Source organism: Oceanobacillus neutriphilus (assembly GCF_014645515.1).
Lineage (GTDB): Bacteria > Bacillota > Bacilli > Bacillales > Amphibacillaceae > Oceanobacillus > Oceanobacillus neutriphilus.
In genome coordinates this window covers 92,638-108,934 of record NZ_BMLW01000010.1, presented here as the reverse complement: position 1 = coordinate 108,934, position 16,297 = coordinate 92,638, and the positions used below count along the sequence as shown (strand labels likewise).

Below are 16,297 nucleotides of genomic sequence, written 5' to 3'. Positions count from 1 at the left end.
GATATATCAGCGCCAACTTTTACTAAAATATCGTGCAATAGTTTCCTCCTTTCTCCGAGCCTTAGGGTCTAACTATGCGCCTATATCCGCATTCTGAAATTGCTTGATTCGCGACATCCACTCGGTAATTTTCTCTTTCTTGTCGACCTGATCATCCGCCTTTTGTTTCGCTGCATCTTCGGCAGTCGGGCGCTTAAAGAGGTCTTTTTGCTTAAGCTTTTTAGCGTGGTAACCTTGACGGTTCATCATCGCCATAATAGCCATCCGTTCATATTCGTCGTAAATACGCTCGACATTAGCCCGCATCTCTATCGCAAACTCGCGCGGTGTCAACGATAAGACTTGCGGAGACGATAAGCCGAGGTATCTCCGTCCGTCGAAGATAGCTTGCTCGACCTCGTCAAGCTCGCCTAGCCCCTCAACTGTTCGAGTGCTTTCCCTAGTTCCGGATTCTGCTTGATCATCTTCTGTACCGTCGCTCGATAGAAAAAACTCTGCGTTACAACCTCATCGCAAATCCGCATAATATCCTCAAGCGAAAGCTTTTCTTCGGAGATTAGTTTTTCGATTTCTGCCTCGACTTTTTTCAACGGGATTTTTTCGTCCGTGTGGAATAAGCCTGCGTGGACGATATGAGGGAACGTTTCGAAGTCGCCTTGAATCGCTTTACCTATTAGCCCGTAAGAGCCGCCCTCTTGAGTTTTATTTAAGTATTGAATCGCTTTATAATTAAGTTTGAGTTCGTATTCCTTGCCCTCAATTTCGAAATTTGCCATTTATAAATTCCTCCTAAAATAAAGGCGAGCCTAAGCCCGCCGTGTTATTCGCTCTCTCCTTCGGTGAGAACTATTTCTTCAATCTTTACCAACCGTTCGATAATGTCGTTATATTGAGATTCTGTTCCGAAGCCGTCTTTTCCGTCTTCACCGTCAGAGCCATCGCTACCAGCAGGTCCGGGATCTCCTTGTGGACCTTTTTCGCCTTCTACTCCGTCAATCAACTCCGAAAAGTCGTCTTCTGTCGGTACTTTTCCAGTGCTAAATTTCTCTTTCAGCTCTTCTTTTGACGCCATAATATAGCTCCTCCCTTCGTTAAGGCTCTATCCAACTGTAAAATCCTTTCCGATTTCCGCCTCGCCGATTGCGGGCGGGTCGCTAGGGAGTTTCGTTGCCGTCGTCGTTTTCGTCGTCTTCCATTCCTTCTAAAGGCGGAGCGCCTTCCGGAAGTTCGTCGAGCTTAACCTCTTTCGTCGTCCCGAATAGCGTTCCTTCTAGCGAATAAGTAGAGTTATCTCCGTTTTCATGCTCGAGGTCAAACGAAGATACCATATACATTCCGTATTCACCTTCGTTAGTTCGCGTATCAATCTCGTAGATTTTCACGTACTCCTTAGCGCGAATCATCTTTTTCATAGCTTTAGGAAACGGATCTCCTTCGGTAATGTTTCCTTCCAACGAAATAGATTCCGTAACTTTTCCATGAGAACTTCCCGACCGATCCTTCGTGTCGATTTCAATTTCGTCAGTTTCTAGCGATGTGCCTCCGCCTGTTTGGTCAAACGGGCGTACTAAGGTTGTTCCATTGCCATTTTTAAGTTCAACAAGGTAGATAAACTCTTCGCCCTTGTAGATTTCGCCTACTGCCATTAACTTCCACTCCTTTTTAAAGTTGCTATCTCAATATCAAAATAGACTCGATGATAGCTTGATTTTTCCGATTTATCTTCCGGGTGTATCGGAGTAACTCCGGTTAAATCACACAAAAAAGACCCCGTCTGTCGGGAGTCTCTTAAGGTGTCGTAAAACGTAAATTTATCGAAATGGAAAATGTCCGTTAACCTTTCCTGATTGACCGATAAATTTACGCTGTTTAAATCTATTAGCGCAATTTGGTATCGGTAGATTGCTTGGATACCTTCGCGCTGCTTGCTTATAATTTCGTGATGGCTAGGCATTTGTTCGATGATAACAAGGGGACGGGGTGATTCGGGAATTTCGTAGCCATCATAGTGGAGGTCGACCTTTGCGTCGGGGAGCCTATCTCGTAGATGTAAGAGGAGGGAGCGATTAAGTCCGTGCTGATGTATGCGAGTCATTATCGTTTTATCTCCCGTTTAATCGATCGTTGGTAGTCTGATTCGTTGTCCCATATGGACTTACGGATAAACCCCTTTTTCGACCGGTGAGTAAATTCTTGTATTTCTGCGTAGTCTAAGGTGCTTCCGTACTGCCAGGACGCTTTTCCTAAACGTTTAGGGCTTGCAGCAATGTCTGCGCGTAAATCCCCAGTCTTGACCGGCGCATTTCCGGACGCCTCATTCGCCATTTTGCGAGTATAAGTTTCTGTAACTTTATCCGCTCTGTCTTGCGCCCGACGCCCCTTGTCGGAAAAATCATTCATTACTTTGTCTAATCCCTCAACGGTAACTTTAAATCCACTCACGTTATCACCCGCCCTATAAATTCGATTCTGTTCCGCCTGCCGATGCCTTTTTTATTGCTGCCAAGTATTTCGTAGGTATTATCATCGTAAGAAATCCGTTCTATTTTTGCTCCGACTTCCCCTAAATCCGCCAGTTTAACGTCGAACTTAGCGTCACCGGATTCGTAAGCAATACCACTGGTAATAGTGCGAGTCTCTTCGGAGATTTCCGTTACAACCGCTTTAATTTCAGTGGATACCTCACGCTCTCCGATGACTTCTTCCGTAATTTCGTCATACTGTTTTTCGGTATAAGAAACGGTGATTGGACGATATCTTAAAACGTAAATTTCGTCTTGGCTATCCGCCATAAATTCGAGGTCTTGTTCCGTTAGCATCTTATAACCACCTCTCGTCTAACACGTAAGAAATCCAAGAAGTACAATTCGGGTGGGGGAGCCATATATCTGTATCTGTCGGCTTAAAAATGCCCTTACCTTGTTTGTATCTATCAAGATGCGCCAATTCATGGCATTTATGCTCGTGGTGATCGCTTCTTCCGCAATTACCTTCGTGCAGCCGCACCCATTTAACGATGTCAGATTCCTGGGCGTTATAACTCGTTGCTGCTCGCTTAGCCGTAACAGATTCCGTCCTGGCGAGCCGATTAATCTTCCAAGTTTCGGCGTTAAAAACACGCCTAATTTTCGAAATCATGGCGCTAATTCCTTCGCCTTTAATAATGCTTGAGCGAAGAACAGAAGCTAAGGAATCCCGAATCTCTCCGGACATTCCCCAAACTCGATCGGATAGAACAAGACCATCGGATTCGAACCGTTTAACCATGTAGTCGAAAACATGCCGATTAACTCCGATTTGGACGGAAGAACCTACGCCAATCGCTCCGGCAAGTTGCGCAGTTGTCCACTCGCTCGACTCTTTGATAATACTTTCGAGGGAATCTACGCCAGTCTTGCGCATGGAGGCTTCTATGGCGTCCAAGTCTCTTAAGACTCGCCCTAGCCGTTGCCGTTTGATAAGACCATCTTCTCCCGCAAAGTCTGCTAACATATCCGCTATCTCTGCTCGTATTCTCCCGATTTCACGTACTGCATACGCCTGTTGTTTTTTACTTAATGCGCCATAGTCTCGTTCTAATCGTTTGAATACCTCGTCTAGTTCCGCTTGGGTCGTTAGTATTTCCGCCAAGGAAATCCCCTCCTACTTTCTCCTGTAGGAGGCGTAGTTAATGGGCGGTCAATTCGCTTCATGATTCGAAAACTTGCTTTACGCTGCCTATCCTTTTCCTCGTCATAATCGGATTGTAAGTCGTTCGCTAATTTTCGGTAATTATCCGAAATCATTGACTTATCGACCGATTCCTCACCGTCCGTAAATTTAAAGTAGTGGGCGACGGAAAAAGCTACCTGCCAAGCTGCCTGAACCTGTGCGTATAACATTACGAGGTTTATGTCTTCGGAAAAAACGCTATCCTCCGGCGCATAGTCGTGCGCTTGCATAGCGTCTTTAACCAGGTCACTTGCGTCCGCCTCTTCGAAGCCTGGAACGCCTTTAAATCGCCTTAACAAACGATCCGTTAATTCTTGCGCCGTCAGTTTCATAGCGCTCCCTCCTTTACTCCTTCGGTTTGGCTTCCGTCGTTGCTTCCACCTGTTTCCCTTTTGCTTGCGCAGGCTTTTTCTGCGCCGGCTTTCGCTTCGGCTTAACCTCTTCGATAATTTCGAGGTACTTAAGAGCCTCATACTTTGACGCTAGAGTTTCGTCCATCTCTAACGTTGTACCGACCGGCTCTCCGTTAAATACCGCTTTAGTCTTAACTCGATAGACCTTCGCCATAATTACGCCTCTAGTACGTCAGCGTATAATAGCAAACCAGGATTTTCGATAACAGGGAATCCGGATGCAGCCGTACGTAAGATAGACTGGATAGGTTCGTCCTTATCCTTCGCTTGAAGCACGATTCCAGGCTGGAAGTTGTTTTCTACGGTAGGTCCCAACTTGAAAGTACCTACGCCAGAAGAAACGAATACGACTCTGTTCTCTGGGAAAAGCTCGATAGTTTCCGTAGCTCCAGTAAGTGCGTTCTTAACAGTTGCACTAGTCTTTTTGACTAAACGTACTGGCGGCAATCCGTAAGCACCTAAAACGGAGTTAAGCTCGTCGTTATTAACTCTAGTTCTGCCACTATTAGAGCCGGTTGCTTCACCAACGATTACAGCGTTTTTAAGTAACAACGCTTGCACTTTACGAGTTAGGTAAATCGCATCTGCTTTCTTTCCGTTAGTCTCTTCGTACTGATTGCTATACTCGATTAAATCGCCAATAACATCGTGATCTGGGTTAGCCCAGGTGTTATCGCCTGTTAAAACGACTTTATGCTCGTCTGGAATGTAATCAGTAAAGTCGATTTCTAACTTAACGTTGTTATCGTTGTAAGTAACCTTCCCTGTTCCGATAGCTTGCAACTTGGAAACGTTGATACGGTCGCGAGTCTCTTTTACCATCTTCGCGCCGTTCGTCGAGATTGCATCTACTAACGCTTTAAACTCTTGATCATTCCGTGGGTTATGCAGCTTTAAAAGCTCATTTTCGGTAATAATGTCCTTCCAGCCAAACTTAGCAACTTCGCCCAAGTGTTTCGCAACTTGATCACGGTCACGGATTGGAGGCTCTGCGCCGAACCCAATCATTGCACCCATTTGCGATGTAGTTTTAACGATATTAGCTGCGAATTCTAAATCGTAAATTTGTTCGTCAGGCATAAAACCTACTAAATCGTCCTGTGTTTCTAATGCTGCGCGATCAACCTCGCGAGCTAATGCGCCCAATGCTTCGGGCTTTAATTCTGTGATATGCGTAATTCCCGCCATTTATAAATTCCTCCTAGTTTTGTTTTGTAATCGCTTTCATTTTTATCCACGACAAATAAGCGTTAAGTTAAACGTGCTTAACGTATCTGATCATCGGATTTGCTTCTTTAAATGCGTCCGGTACTGACTGCGGAAGCTTCTCTTCGTAGACTGATCCACGTACGATAACTTCTCCGACGATTAAGTCCTGCTCTGCATCATTAATAAAGTCCTCGTTAAGTACTGCATGATTGTCGTATTCAGGTGCGTCTTCGCCAGTTTCGAAAGGCTCAAACTTGCCTGTCGATAAGTTACGTGCGATAATCTGCCCGACTTCGTTAAATCCTGTGGCAAATTTTGTGTAATCTAAAGTGGCTCCTCCTTCGATGTACTGAAGATGCTCACTCGCTAAAATATTCTTTCCGCCGGAAAATCCGACCTGTTTAAAAATTGGACCATATGCCATTAATAAATCGCTCCTTTTAGTTTGTTTTTGCGGAATATCTCCCGCTTAAAAAATCTTTCCTTTGATTCGTTCGAATACCTTTTTGCCAATTTCGTCCTTGTCCGTAGGAGTAGGCTTATCTCGCTCGGTGTTTCCGAGAGGAGGGTCGACGTACTCTTTCTTCGGAGGGACAATTTGTTTCAAATCCTCGACAGATTTCTTCAAATCTTCGTCGGTATCACCGGAAACATTTTGCGATAAGATAGCGACTTGCTCCTCGGTATAGCCAGCTTGAGTAAGTAACGATTTTTTCTTCGCTTCCGCTGCTTCTGCCTTCTGAGATTCGATAGTCTGTAACGCCTGCTCATACAGTGTTTTATACTCGTTCTGCTCTTTTAGCTCCTCTGTTTCCTCCGCTTGTTGCTTCTGCTTAAAGGCTTCAATTTCCGCCTTTAACTCGTTAACCTCGTCAACCTTCTCTTTAAATCGGTCGTAAGGGATTTTTTCTTTCGGAGTTTCCGTCTCCGTAGACGTTTCTCCCTTTTCCGATTCTGCTTGCGCCTGTCCTTGCGTTCCTTGTTGTTCTTCGGGATTTTGTTTCTGCTCGTTCTGTTCTTCTACTGGCATCTAAATTACCTCCGTTTTTACGCCTCGTCGGCGAAGTATTATTTTCGTATATTGACTATTCAGCGCTTTCTAGCGCTTCGACTCTTGCGACTAAAGCATCCCATTGTGATTCGGTAGGAAATCCGTCTGCTCCATCGGAGCCGTCATTCCCGTCTGCACCGGTTGCGCCATCTTCCCCGGGATCACCTTTCGGACCTTCGTCGCCTTGCGGTCCCTTTAAATTAAGCTCAAGCGCCCACGTTCCGTTTTTATTCGTATAGAGATCACCGCTATCCGTATCAAGATAAACGTCTCCCGGAGCGCCAATATCTGCGCCCGGTTCTCCTTCGCCCGGAATAAATCTCATGCTACTTCCGCCACCTCCTTCTCCACTTCCGTTAATAACTACGTGATAAGGTTCTTTCGATAAATAAGGCTTAGCCATCTTCTTCCTCGACCTCCTCTCCGAATTGATCCTCGTTAACGTCGCTATCCCCGTAACTTGCTGCGCTACTTAAGCGCCTACGACTTCGCTCCGCTTCGATTTCCTGTACTTTCGCTTGTACGTTCTCTTCGCCTAAGCGTTCCATTGCGCCTCTAATACTTTCAAAGCCTGCGGCAGTTTCCATATCGAGTAATTCGACAAGCTCTTTTCGGTTATCCGGCAACGGAAGCACAAATCGCATTTCATTTTCGTAATTGTCTCCGATTCCCTTAACGACGGATTTGTCGTAAGCAAACTTCGGACTGTCTAAGCGAGCCTGTAAGTATTTAATCGTTTTCTCATGCAGCTCTGATAGATTGTACCCCCACGAAAGCCAATGCTCTTCGGTGTCGGTTATGATGTCGTGGAAAAGCACCTGAAACGCTTCTCCGTTAAGTCCTCCGAAATTAAGTTCTTGCGGAACAACTTGCGGCAATCCGCTAATCTCGTGCATTGCGCCTTTTACACGCATATATTGATCTTTAAAGGCTTCGCGCCACTGGAAACGGCTTTCTACTTTTTTCATGTCAGCCGATTTTGTATCACTTGCGCTGCTAATTTCGGCAAGTGACCCCGGAGCTATTGCGATTGAGTCCGAAGCTCCTTGCGTTGCATTTGTAACGACCGTCATCGGAAACATTTCGAATTTCATCGAATCTATTGCGTCCTCATTCATTTGGTTAAGGACATCGTTCTGTTCTCGTAGAGCAGCGATTTCGGATTCGCCTAGAGTTTCGGAAATCAATTCAGAAACGGAGAATTCTTGAAGAGGGATAAAGTCGATCCCTAATGAAGCCTCTTTTTGGATGGTTTTAATTAACTCGAGGTCTGATTCGCGGTATAATGCGACTTTCAAATAAGCTTCGTCATTAATTAGTCGGTAACTTTCGATTTCAATTGCGTCTACTTCTTCACCTTTATATTCGTGCTTTACTCGTTTAACTAAATTCGCTCCGATTAAGTCTTCGAAATCGTCCTCGGAATAAATTGGGATATATTCGGTATCTGGGCGAAATATCCATCGAATCTTTCCAGTACGTTGGTGAAACGCAATCTTACAAACGACTCTATCTGCGATTAATCGATCGCGTGCAGCTTGTAACAGCTTCGTTCGCATTCGGTTTTCTTCCCAAATTTTGTACAGCAGGCGCTCATAATCTTCTGCTCGCTTATTTTCGGATTTTTGAGCGTCAGATGGGACGTAGCCCTCAAGTAAGGTCTGCTCTACTTCGTCAATCTGCTTGCGAGGCACTTTGATACCGTGCTTTGCACCCATTTGCCAGCGCGCTTTTCTATCGACTATTGCTTTAAAATAATTCGTTGCATATCGCGTGGGGTCGTAATCTATGCCTGGCGGGCGTGGTACGTCTTCCGCTTTTACAAGTTGACCATACTCATTTCGGTGTTGCTTACCGGTGTAATATTCGTAGTTGTCGAGTTGCGTTTGGATTCGCTGCCAGGTACGTTCTCCCAACGCCTGCCTAAACGGGGTAAATAGTAATTCGTCCATATCTTCGGCAGTCATAATATTGTAATCTAAGCCAATTCCTCGTAATCTACTTTTTGTCAAGTGTGATCGCCTCCTTTCTGCTAGGTTATCTCCAGCGATTCATTCGTTTTACTGTACGGACTTTCCCGCCAGTTTCTTTCGCAATTTTATAAGCGTCAGCTAATGCGTCAGGTCCGTCATCATGGTTGTGGTTCGGGAACAGTTCGAGCATTTCGAGTAATAGCCGCTGCTCCCGCTTAAAGCGAATTCTACCGGCGTTTATTTCCGGCTCAAGCGCCTCTATCCGCAATTCCTTTCGCATTTTCTGCTTAACTTGCTTTAAGCGAGTATGTGCGGGGTATCCTCGCGCTTGTAATTCCTCGCCAAGCTTATCCGAAAACCATTCCTGGAATTGCTGCGATTCTACCGCTAGAGCTTCGTATTGATAATGAAAGGTGCGCTTTATTATTTCCTGCATGAATTCGTCAGGCTTTATTTTCGCTAGGTAAGCGTCAACCACATAAACGACTTGCGAGTCCGGCTTTTTCGCTAAGGTAATAATCGCTGAATAGTCGCCCCTCGCCGATTTTCCCATCGCTAAGTCAATCGCAGCGTAATAAGTTAACTGCTCATTTTCGAGATCCTCTTCGTCAAAAAATCGAAAATTCTCGGGGTTAAATATCTGCGATTCTTCATCAACTGGATTTCCGAGGTATTCTTGATTAAAAGCTCTCGCGCCCATTTCCTCGCGCTTTTCCATAAAGTATTTGTACGAGTACATTTCGTCCCATAATACAGATGTTCCAGCGTTCAGTTCAGCTTTATTCGCTTCGTAAAAGGCATCGGCATTTGCTTTGGCGTTTGGGTCATCGGCGTTATATATGGAGCGCCATTCTTCCCATAACTGCTCGTTGTCAGCCCACGACAAAATAGCGGGAAACTTGCGCGAGGTAAAGTCCTTCCGCTTATTAATTACGTGGTTAAGTAGGGAATCGTAATGTACTATCGTTCCCATGTAGATGCACATTCCGCCGAATCCTAACGCTTCGAGCATTTCAGCACGGAACCAGTGTAAGTTCTTAGCGCGCATTTCGGGAGTATTCGTATTGTCTTGGGACTCAAGGTCGTCGAGTATAAATAAGTCAGGGCGTACAGACAGATAGCGTAACCCTCTCATTTGGGTTCCGACGCCTTTTGCGGTTACTTTCGTTCCAGAAGACGTGATGAATTCATACTTATTGTCGAGTTCGTTCATGGTAGATCGGGGGTTTAGTAGTTCGCCGAAGTCATCGCGAAGCTTTCCGTTAAATTTTAATTGGTGACGTGTCCATGTGATAAAGTCGCCAGCCACATCGGTTGTTTCCGATACTTCTACGATATACCTCTTACGCCTATATACGACTTGATGGCAAAGGAAGGCGTTAGATAGGTAGGCGGTCTTTGCATGTCGCCTCCCTACCGAATAGCCTAAGTTCGTAACTACTTCGCCTTTAGTTACCGAATCTAAGATCGAACATAACTCCCGGTGGAAATCCGCAGCATTTAAGTAATGTTGTCCGATAGGGATTAAGTTCGAATCGTTGTCGGGATTGTCTTCCGCAGAAAAATACTGATACGTAAAATAAAGCACATCATATTCTCCGCGATGTACTCTTCCTACTCGCTCCAGTTCGTCCAGTACGTATTCCAGCCGAACTATGTCGACCTCAATTGCGTTTCCTTGCTCGATCAGTTTCACAAGCAGCGCCTTTTCCTCTTCCAAGTCGGCGAGGTAATTCGCTCTCGCTTCGTAGTCAAGCCATTCTCCATTCACATACGCCAGTTACCTCGCCTCCTTTCGGGTAATTACGCCTTTCAGATTTTTTTACCGTTTAGCTTTCGCCTCATTCTTCGGACCCTGTTGCGCCTTGCCCTAAGCGTTCTAACAACGCAGTTTTTCTGTCCTCGAAGGATTCTTCGCCTCGGTTGTCTGTAAGGGAAATTTCCGACTTCGTATCGAGGTCACCAATACGTTTAAGGAACAGCTCGATTCCCTTCGTGTTGCCGTCCTTTTCGATTACCTCGATTAACTTCGAGTAGACTAGCGATAAATGCGAGTCCATAACTTCGCTAGCAAGGTAATTCTTATAAGCGATAAAGTTAGGGTCGTGCTTATCCCACTTGTACAAGCCCATTCGGGACATGCCGAGTTCATCGGCGATTTGTTGAAGAGACTTGCGCTCCTCTTTCGGAGCAAACTCTCGCTCGACTAGCATTAACGCTGCCTCGCGTTGCTTAGGTCGGAATTTAGTTTCGTCAAATTTAAATCGTGCTTTATTCGCCATGTATTTCGCCTCCTTATTCGTCAAATAAACGCCTTTGCAAGCGTTTTTATTTCTTTGCAATACCGAAAACCCTTGCGCGACCTTAAAACGTCTGAGAAGGGCATGTATGCGCTTTATTAGCGTATTGCGTACGTTATCTTTCCGTTAAATTATTCGTTACGTTCCGTTTAGTGGATTCGAGAGATATAACGGAAGAGGTTGCGGATTTAAAATATTGTAAGAAAATTGAGTACGTCAGGGGAGCGAGAAATTTGCGCAACCGCCCCGCCCCTTCCACCTTAAAATGAAAGCGCTATCATTTCCGTTTATTGACAATTCCATTTCCAGTCCGAAATGTATAGCGGTGTATTTATATTCGGAGTTCATTACGGATAATGTTGATTTTACGTAATAATCTCGGAAAGGAATGCTGATAAAACAACGTTTGTAAGGACGTAAATATTATCCGAATACACACGTTTTATGCAACGCTCTTAAACGTTGGTTTAACGCCATTCTTACGCCTTTCCTATCGTTCCCATTTATTTCCTTACATACATCGAGTGTATAAACGGATAATGTGCGAACTGGAAATCGAATAAGAACTCTCGTTCGGTAGCCTGCGGATTTTCGAGGGCTGTCCGTCGTGAACGCTGAGGCTGGTGTAACGGAGTATATATCGGAGTACATACGCAACCTAACCGAACTCCCCTGACGCAATTGAATCGGACTCCATTCGGAACCTATTCCGTTTCAACCCGAACTCAATCCCGTTCCTTTTTCGCTCTAATCCAATTTCGAAAGTATCCCGAACAGTAAACGTAAGCCAAACGGTTCTAATCGGATTCCATTTCGATCCAATTCGTTTTTAATCCGAGTTTCTTCCTTATTATATACTCGAAGTATTTTCGTTTATATTAGCGTTCTACTATACGTATATGTTCGGTTTACACCTCGGCTATTCCCTACGTATATGTACGGAGTATTAACGCTTTATTTGCGCCTTCTTTAGCGCTTCCATTTATTTCCGTTTTATAACGTTCTCTTTATTATCCGTTCTTTATGTATTTACCGATATATCTTTTACATACGTAGTATAACGTTTTAATAGATACTACTTAGAAAGTCAATGTAATTGATTGACTTTCTGCAAGGCTTTGCCTTGCTAATATATTTAGTTAACGCTATATAACGTATATTAAGTAATTAGCGAAAAGTAATTAACGGATATGTATAACGAGGACATATTATCGAGGATATGTATTCTTGTCGGACATATCCGCGTATACCTCCGTTATCCCTTTACTAACTAGGTTACGAAAAAACCCCTTGTTGCATAGGTAACCTAAACTTTTTTTCGAAAGGGAGTAATTTAGAGGAAATCGAAGGAAAATGACGATAATCGAAGAAAAAGTTTTCGTAGATTAACCGCCTATAATTTAACAATCGCGGAATCCCTTATGTACCAACGGATTAGAGGTTATATACTCGGAGTAGTTAACGAGGTATTTTCGCATAACAGCCGAAAAATCGGCTTAAATCGCTGAATATCGTCTTATTTGAGGATGGGAAAAATAGCCTTTTTCGATCAATCCCCTAATTAATAGGTAGGTTCATTGAGAAAGCAGATGAAAAATAAGTTTGATATTTATATATAAAAGTATTGCACTTATCAATATTTAATGGTATAATTAAGTTAGAAAGTTAAGGGAGGTGATAAAAATTGATAGATACTTTAAGTAAGATAGCAGAAGCACTAGCCGCTCTGATAACCGCAAGTGCTTCGCTAATCACCGCATTAGTTGCTTACAAACTCACCAAGTCGAAAGACAAGGACGATTAATAAGCAACCCGAGTACTAAGTAATACCCGGAAAGGAGTTGGCGCTCCTTTCCTCCAATATATCACTTATTTAAGGAGGAGTCAAAATGACGATCATTATAGCAACCGCATCTTTTGTAACGTCACTGGCAGTCTTAATTCTCGTAATTAACAGCAAAGATAATAATAAGAAATAACCACGAAGTTAATTAAGGAAAGGAGACGAAATATCATGTTTAAAACACTATTTATTGCGGGTTATCTCGGAGCCTGTGCGCTAACCGGATTAGGAGGCGTACAGGTGCAGGCAGATGTTCCCGAAGTACCCTCAACCGCTGCGATACTCGAAGCTAAGCATATGACTGTGGTAGCGGAGGTATACCGATTTGACGAGAACGGATACTGGCTAGCTAACGTCGACGATCCGGCTCATACTGCGATTTACCTGTCGAAACAGGATTATCCGCATCACGTTCAGATAGGCGATAAATTTAAGATTACTTTTCGACTGGATACCGTTAAAAGTGTGGTAGAATATGAGTAGCGAAAAAAAGAAGCGCAAAGTAGAAAGGAACATCACGCATGATTAAAGTAGAAAACGAGCAAGCTGGACGGAGTTACCACTTCCACAACTTAGACGTCAAGCGGGCGCTAATTATCACTTACGCAGATGCCGAAATGAAAGAAATAGACATCGCAACCAGGCACGAAGAACTTTTCGGTAAGTACGATAACCTGGTCGAAGCTGGCGAAGCAGAGACGCTAAAAATCGGAAATTGGATAGCACGTGAGCTAATATAGCGAAAACGCCTTCCAATTACGGAGGCGTTTTTCTTTCGCTTATTTTCGCTTCTTATTTCCGGTAAATCCGAATAGGTCTTCGGTAATTTCTTCCGTTCGTAGCTATGGTACTCGCTAGACCTAACGGAACCTCTCTCGCCCTATATGCGCTCTTTCTGACGTGCCTGCCTTCTCTTCTGCGAGCGAGTTGGTATGCGCTCAAAAAGTCGATGCCTTTTTTATGCTTGCTGCGGAGGTCATCGCTTAATATGACGTTAGTTAAGCGGTACAATAGGCTGCCGTTCATTCTCATACCGAAGATAGCAAAGTATTCTTCCGTAATCTTCTCGACTTCTTCTATTCGCTCCTGTACCGTATATTCCTGCGCAGCCTCTTCCAATTCCTCTATTTTTTCGGTCGCCCATGCTTGATTAGGCGGAATCGGTTCTCCATATAAATCTATATTCGCTAGCATAATGATAGCTCCCCTTCCGTCCAGTATTCCCAACGTTTAAAAACAGCAGCAAGGCGTTTCAAAGCGGCTTTAAGGGAGCGATTAATGGTCGACCTATCTACGCCTCTTGTTTTCGCAATCTCCTGCTGGCTGAGTCCCTCTACGTAATACAGGCGGATACAAGTTCGTTGTATCTCCGTAAAATCCGCCTGTCCCAGCGCCTTATTTAAATCGGTTAGTAATTCGTACAATTCTGCGGAGTTAGAGCGTTCGTATTCCGCTTTTAGCGATAAGTATAACTCTAGTAATAATTGCGTTTTCTTTTCGTAAAAATCTGTGAAGTTTAATTCTAGTTGCACTTAATTCCTCCTTTTGCTCGTTCTTTTTATAGTTCGTGTTGCCTTGACGGGTCGATGCGATTGAATTACGATAGGTTTAATTAAAATAAACGTTTAGGAAAGGATTGAGTTTTGTATGGCGAAAGCTGATAATAAAGAAAATATAACGTGGATTTCGAACGAAGTATCCCGAGGAGCGTTTATCACAGTCGATAAGCAGAAGCGGTTGTTTGTCTCGACCGAAGCAAGGCAATTGATGAACGTACCCGACGGATACTTCGAGTTAATTATCGGCTATGACGCTGTTAATAAGCGAATAGTCGCAGCGAAGCCGGACGTCGTAAGAGTGCCGGATGTGAAACCCTTCAAGTTCGACAAACGGGCGTATGCTAAGTCGTTGAAGTTCGTTCAAAATACAAAGCTATCGGAAGATGACTTACCTATCCGTTTTAACTACATTGGCAAAGACTATGCAAGCTATAAGGGAGCGCACGCATTCCAGCTTGAAGATTACGAGGCTCCTGACGCTTAGTTAGCTTTGCAATTCCGCAACCTCTTTAAAGGATTCGGCTAATTCGTCGAGTTCTTTTTGCATTTCCCTATTCATCTCGATACTGACGTCAAACATAAGCTCTCTGTAGTCGGATGACATTGTCCTAGCCTCTTTATAGTCGTGCGAAGAAAGAGCGTCAGTTACGAAGTTAATAAAGCTGGACTTTAACTGATTATCTCTTTCAATTGCGCCTAGGTCTGCGTCCATAATCGACTTGTATTGCGCTTCCCATCGGTTGTATCGTTCGGTCATGCCTTCCGGGTATGAAGGCGTTTGCTGTTGTTCTGGGTTATGTTCGGCTGTCATACGCATAATTCCTCCTTTTCCGCTTTTCGTTCAAGAAGCGGAAGTAATTTCGTTCCAATCGCTTCAATTACGTTAACTGTTACGGCATTTCCTGCCATTTTATAGCGTTGACTATCGCTGATTCCTGCGTCTACTAGTTTTTGGTGAGCGGAGTCGGGAAAACCTTGGAGACGGAAACATTCGAGAGGGGTTAATTTGCGGATTCGGTAGCGTGGTGGGTTTTTGGAGGGAATCGGCTGTACAACACCTTGATTAATTCCGCTTGCTTCGAGAGTTTGCGCCATTTGCTTACCAACCCTTCCTCTGCGGGTTTTGCTGCTAGGAAACTGGATATTTACGGCGTCGCCTTCGCAAGCTACGGCGTCGCCTTCGCAAGCTACGGCGTACCCCTTTTTTGTTGCTTCTCGGATTGCAATTCCATGGCGATCCTGTGCGGTTAAAGTGAAGGAAGGTTCGTCAGCCTCTTTGAAGCGGCGTCCATTTTGGCGTTTAGATAGACGGTCGGGAGTTAGTACGGGGCGGATTTCTTGTGTGGTCTGTTCGGCAGTCTTCGGCTCAATAATACCCGTCATTTCTTGATTTCCGAATCCCTTATAATCTCTTGCCATTAGCGTTCCGCTTTCATCCGTTAATCTTGTAACCTCTTGCGCTTGTTTGCGTAATCCAACCCCTACTGATTCCGAGGGGGTTAGCTCTTTTAACTGCGCAACCAATTTTGCTGTCTTTTCTTCGCTCAAGTAATACTTTTCATCGTTTGCATCCTGTAAAACATCCCGAAGTCTTGTCGTAACTTCTTCGTTTTGAGGAAAATCAAAATTAAACGTCTTCACGTCCTCATATCCGCTAATCCTTCGTTTCCCTTTCGGAATGATCGTAGTTCCTTCGATTTCCCACGGCTCATTTTCGACCAAGTCCTCTCTGACAGCTACGATGAATATCCTCTCTCTATTCTGGGGAACTCCGAAGTATTTCGAATTAAGAATCTCGAAGTCTACTCGGTAGCCGATGTCATTCAACGTTTTAACGATAGTATCTAGCGTTTTGCCTTTATCGTGGGAAACTAAGCCTTTTACGTTCTCTAAAAGCAATACGCTAGGTTGCTTTTGAGAAGCAATACGCGCGACCTCGAAGAATAAAGTTCCTCTAGCATCGTCAAAGCCGCCTCGATTTCCAGCTACGGAGAACGACTGGCAAGGAAACCCTCCCACAAGCAAGTCATGGTCGGGAACATCCTTCGCATCTACTTCCGTTATATCTCCGGTTGTTGATTCACCGTACAACACTTCATACGCTTGGTTAGCAAATTTATCAATCTCGGAAGCTAGTACGCAAGTACCTCCAAGCTTATCTAAAGCTTGCTCAAATCCACCAATTCCGCTAAATAAAGAGACATAATTAAAAGGAGTTCTTTCCGTCAAATAACCGCC

Annotated in this window: 23 protein-coding genes; 3 read left to right on the top strand and 20 right to left on the bottom strand. The window is 44.3% G+C overall.

Annotation, left to right across the window (positions count from 1 at the left end; genetic code table 11):
• Nucleotides 1-72 precede the first annotated feature (72 nt).
• The 16 genes from IEX29_RS16880 to IEX29_RS16805 form a co-directional block, all read right to left on the bottom strand.
• Nucleotides 73-333, bottom strand: coding sequence for a hypothetical protein (locus tag IEX29_RS16880; protein WP_188735534.1), 261 nt, complete (start codon nucleotides 331-333; stop codon nucleotides 73-75).
• 77 nt (nucleotides 334-410) lie between these two features.
• Nucleotides 411-776, bottom strand: a complete 366-nt coding sequence (locus IEX29_RS16875; RefSeq protein ID WP_077603612.1) for a tail assembly chaperone — start codon at nucleotides 774-776, stop codon at nucleotides 411-413.
• Nucleotides 777-820: 44 nt separating this feature from the next.
• A complete protein-coding gene (locus IEX29_RS16870; protein ID WP_204799047.1) occupies nucleotides 821-1,072 on the bottom strand; it encodes a collagen-like triple helix repeat-containing protein in 252 nt (83 codons plus the stop codon).
• Between the two features lie 82 nt (nucleotides 1,073-1,154).
• Entirely contained in the window at nucleotides 1,155-1,646 is a 492-nt protein-coding gene (locus tag IEX29_RS16865; protein ID WP_188735533.1) for a phage major tail protein, TP901-1 family, read from the bottom strand.
• Between the two features lie 448 nt (nucleotides 1,647-2,094).
• Nucleotides 2,095-2,442, bottom strand: a complete 348-nt coding sequence (locus IEX29_RS16860) for an HK97 gp10 family phage protein (RefSeq protein ID WP_188735532.1) — start codon at nucleotides 2,440-2,442, stop codon at nucleotides 2,095-2,097.
• Complete coding sequence (locus tag IEX29_RS16855; RefSeq protein WP_188735531.1) at nucleotides 2,439-2,819, bottom strand: hypothetical protein; 381 nt, start codon at nucleotides 2,817-2,819, stop codon at nucleotides 2,439-2,441. Before IEX29_RS16855 ends, IEX29_RS16860 begins: the two co-directional genes overlap by 4 nt.
• A 1-nt stretch (nucleotide 2,820) precedes the next feature.
• Nucleotides 2,821-3,630 (bottom strand): structural protein, encoded by an 810-nt coding sequence (locus IEX29_RS16850; protein WP_188735530.1) that lies wholly within the window; start codon nucleotides 3,628-3,630, stop codon nucleotides 2,821-2,823.
• The gene (locus tag IEX29_RS16845) at nucleotides 3,615-4,010 is read right to left on the bottom strand and encodes a hypothetical protein (RefSeq protein WP_229720268.1); all 396 of its coding nucleotides are present in this window, start codon (nucleotides 4,008-4,010) and stop codon (nucleotides 3,615-3,617) included. Before IEX29_RS16845 ends, IEX29_RS16850 begins: the two co-directional genes overlap by 16 nt.
• 46 nt (nucleotides 4,011-4,056) lie before the next feature.
• On the bottom strand, nucleotides 4,057-4,278 hold the full coding sequence (locus IEX29_RS16840) for a hypothetical protein (protein WP_077603619.1): 222 nt from the start codon (nucleotides 4,276-4,278) through the stop codon (nucleotides 4,057-4,059).
• A gap of 2 nt (nucleotides 4,279-4,280) precedes the next feature.
• Nucleotides 4,281-5,312 (bottom strand): major capsid protein, encoded by a 1,032-nt coding sequence (locus tag IEX29_RS16835; RefSeq protein ID WP_077603620.1) that lies wholly within the window; start codon nucleotides 5,310-5,312, stop codon nucleotides 4,281-4,283.
• Nucleotides 5,313-5,379: 67 nt separating this feature from the next.
• Nucleotides 5,380-5,757 carry a hypothetical protein gene (locus IEX29_RS16830; RefSeq protein WP_077603621.1) on the bottom strand — a complete coding sequence of 126 codons (378 nt, stop codon included), beginning with the start codon at nucleotides 5,755-5,757 and terminating at the stop codon, nucleotides 5,380-5,382.
• A gap of 45 nt (nucleotides 5,758-5,802) precedes the next feature.
• Nucleotides 5,803-6,363, bottom strand: coding sequence for a hypothetical protein (locus tag IEX29_RS16825; RefSeq protein ID WP_188735528.1), 561 nt, complete (start codon nucleotides 6,361-6,363; stop codon nucleotides 5,803-5,805).
• 55 nt (nucleotides 6,364-6,418) lie between these two features.
• A complete protein-coding gene (locus IEX29_RS16820; protein ID WP_188735527.1) occupies nucleotides 6,419-6,787 on the bottom strand; it encodes a collagen-like protein in 369 nt (122 codons plus the stop codon).
• Entirely contained in the window at nucleotides 6,780-8,396 is a 1,617-nt protein-coding gene (locus IEX29_RS16815) for a phage portal protein (protein WP_229720267.1), read from the bottom strand. The genes IEX29_RS16820 and IEX29_RS16815 overlap by 8 nt, the downstream gene beginning before the upstream one ends.
• Before the next feature lie 25 nt (nucleotides 8,397-8,421).
• The gene (terL, locus tag IEX29_RS16810; protein ID WP_229720266.1) at nucleotides 8,422-10,128 is read right to left on the bottom strand and encodes a phage terminase large subunit; all 1,707 of its coding nucleotides are present in this window, start codon (nucleotides 10,126-10,128) and stop codon (nucleotides 8,422-8,424) included.
• A 70-nt stretch (nucleotides 10,129-10,198) separates the two neighbouring features.
• Entirely contained in the window at nucleotides 10,199-10,639 is a 441-nt protein-coding gene (locus IEX29_RS16805) for a phBC6A51 family helix-turn-helix protein (protein WP_188735526.1), read from the bottom strand.
• A 2,032-nt stretch (nucleotides 10,640-12,671) separates the two neighbouring features.
• Here IEX29_RS16805 and IEX29_RS16800 point away from each other — a divergent pair.
• The gene (locus IEX29_RS16800) at nucleotides 12,672-12,983 is read left to right on the top strand and encodes a hypothetical protein (protein WP_188735525.1); all 312 of its coding nucleotides are present in this window, start codon (nucleotides 12,672-12,674) and stop codon (nucleotides 12,981-12,983) included.
• Nucleotides 12,984-13,021: 38 nt separating this feature from the next.
• On the top strand, nucleotides 13,022-13,240 hold the full coding sequence (locus IEX29_RS16795; protein ID WP_188735524.1) for a hypothetical protein: 219 nt from the start codon (nucleotides 13,022-13,024) through the stop codon (nucleotides 13,238-13,240).
• A gap of 52 nt (nucleotides 13,241-13,292) precedes the next feature.
• Here the strand turns inward: IEX29_RS16795 and IEX29_RS16790 are convergent, their stop codons facing one another.
• Together IEX29_RS16790 and IEX29_RS16785 are read right to left on the bottom strand one after the other, a co-directional pair.
• Nucleotides 13,293-13,694 (bottom strand): hypothetical protein, encoded by a 402-nt coding sequence (locus IEX29_RS16790; protein ID WP_188735523.1) that lies wholly within the window; start codon nucleotides 13,692-13,694, stop codon nucleotides 13,293-13,295.
• The gene (locus IEX29_RS16785; protein ID WP_188735522.1) at nucleotides 13,688-14,032 is read right to left on the bottom strand and encodes an RNA polymerase sigma factor; all 345 of its coding nucleotides are present in this window, start codon (nucleotides 14,030-14,032) and stop codon (nucleotides 13,688-13,690) included. The genes IEX29_RS16790 and IEX29_RS16785 overlap by 7 nt, the downstream gene beginning before the upstream one ends.
• Before the next feature lie 115 nt (nucleotides 14,033-14,147).
• Between IEX29_RS16785 and IEX29_RS16780 the strand changes: the two genes are divergently transcribed.
• Nucleotides 14,148-14,543, top strand: a complete 396-nt coding sequence (locus IEX29_RS16780; protein ID WP_188735521.1) for a hypothetical protein — start codon at nucleotides 14,148-14,150, stop codon at nucleotides 14,541-14,543.
• On the opposite strand, the gene IEX29_RS16775 is transcribed toward IEX29_RS16780, so the two are convergent.
• Both IEX29_RS16775 and dcm read right to left on the bottom strand, forming a co-directional pair.
• Nucleotides 14,544-14,870, bottom strand: a complete 327-nt coding sequence (locus IEX29_RS16775; RefSeq protein ID WP_188735520.1) for a hypothetical protein — start codon at nucleotides 14,868-14,870, stop codon at nucleotides 14,544-14,546.
• Complete coding sequence (gene dcm, locus IEX29_RS16770; RefSeq protein WP_188735519.1) at nucleotides 14,867-16,288, bottom strand: DNA (cytosine-5-)-methyltransferase; 1,422 nt, start codon at nucleotides 16,286-16,288, stop codon at nucleotides 14,867-14,869. Before dcm ends, IEX29_RS16775 begins: the two co-directional genes overlap by 4 nt.
• Nucleotides 16,289-16,297: the final 9 nt, after the last annotated feature.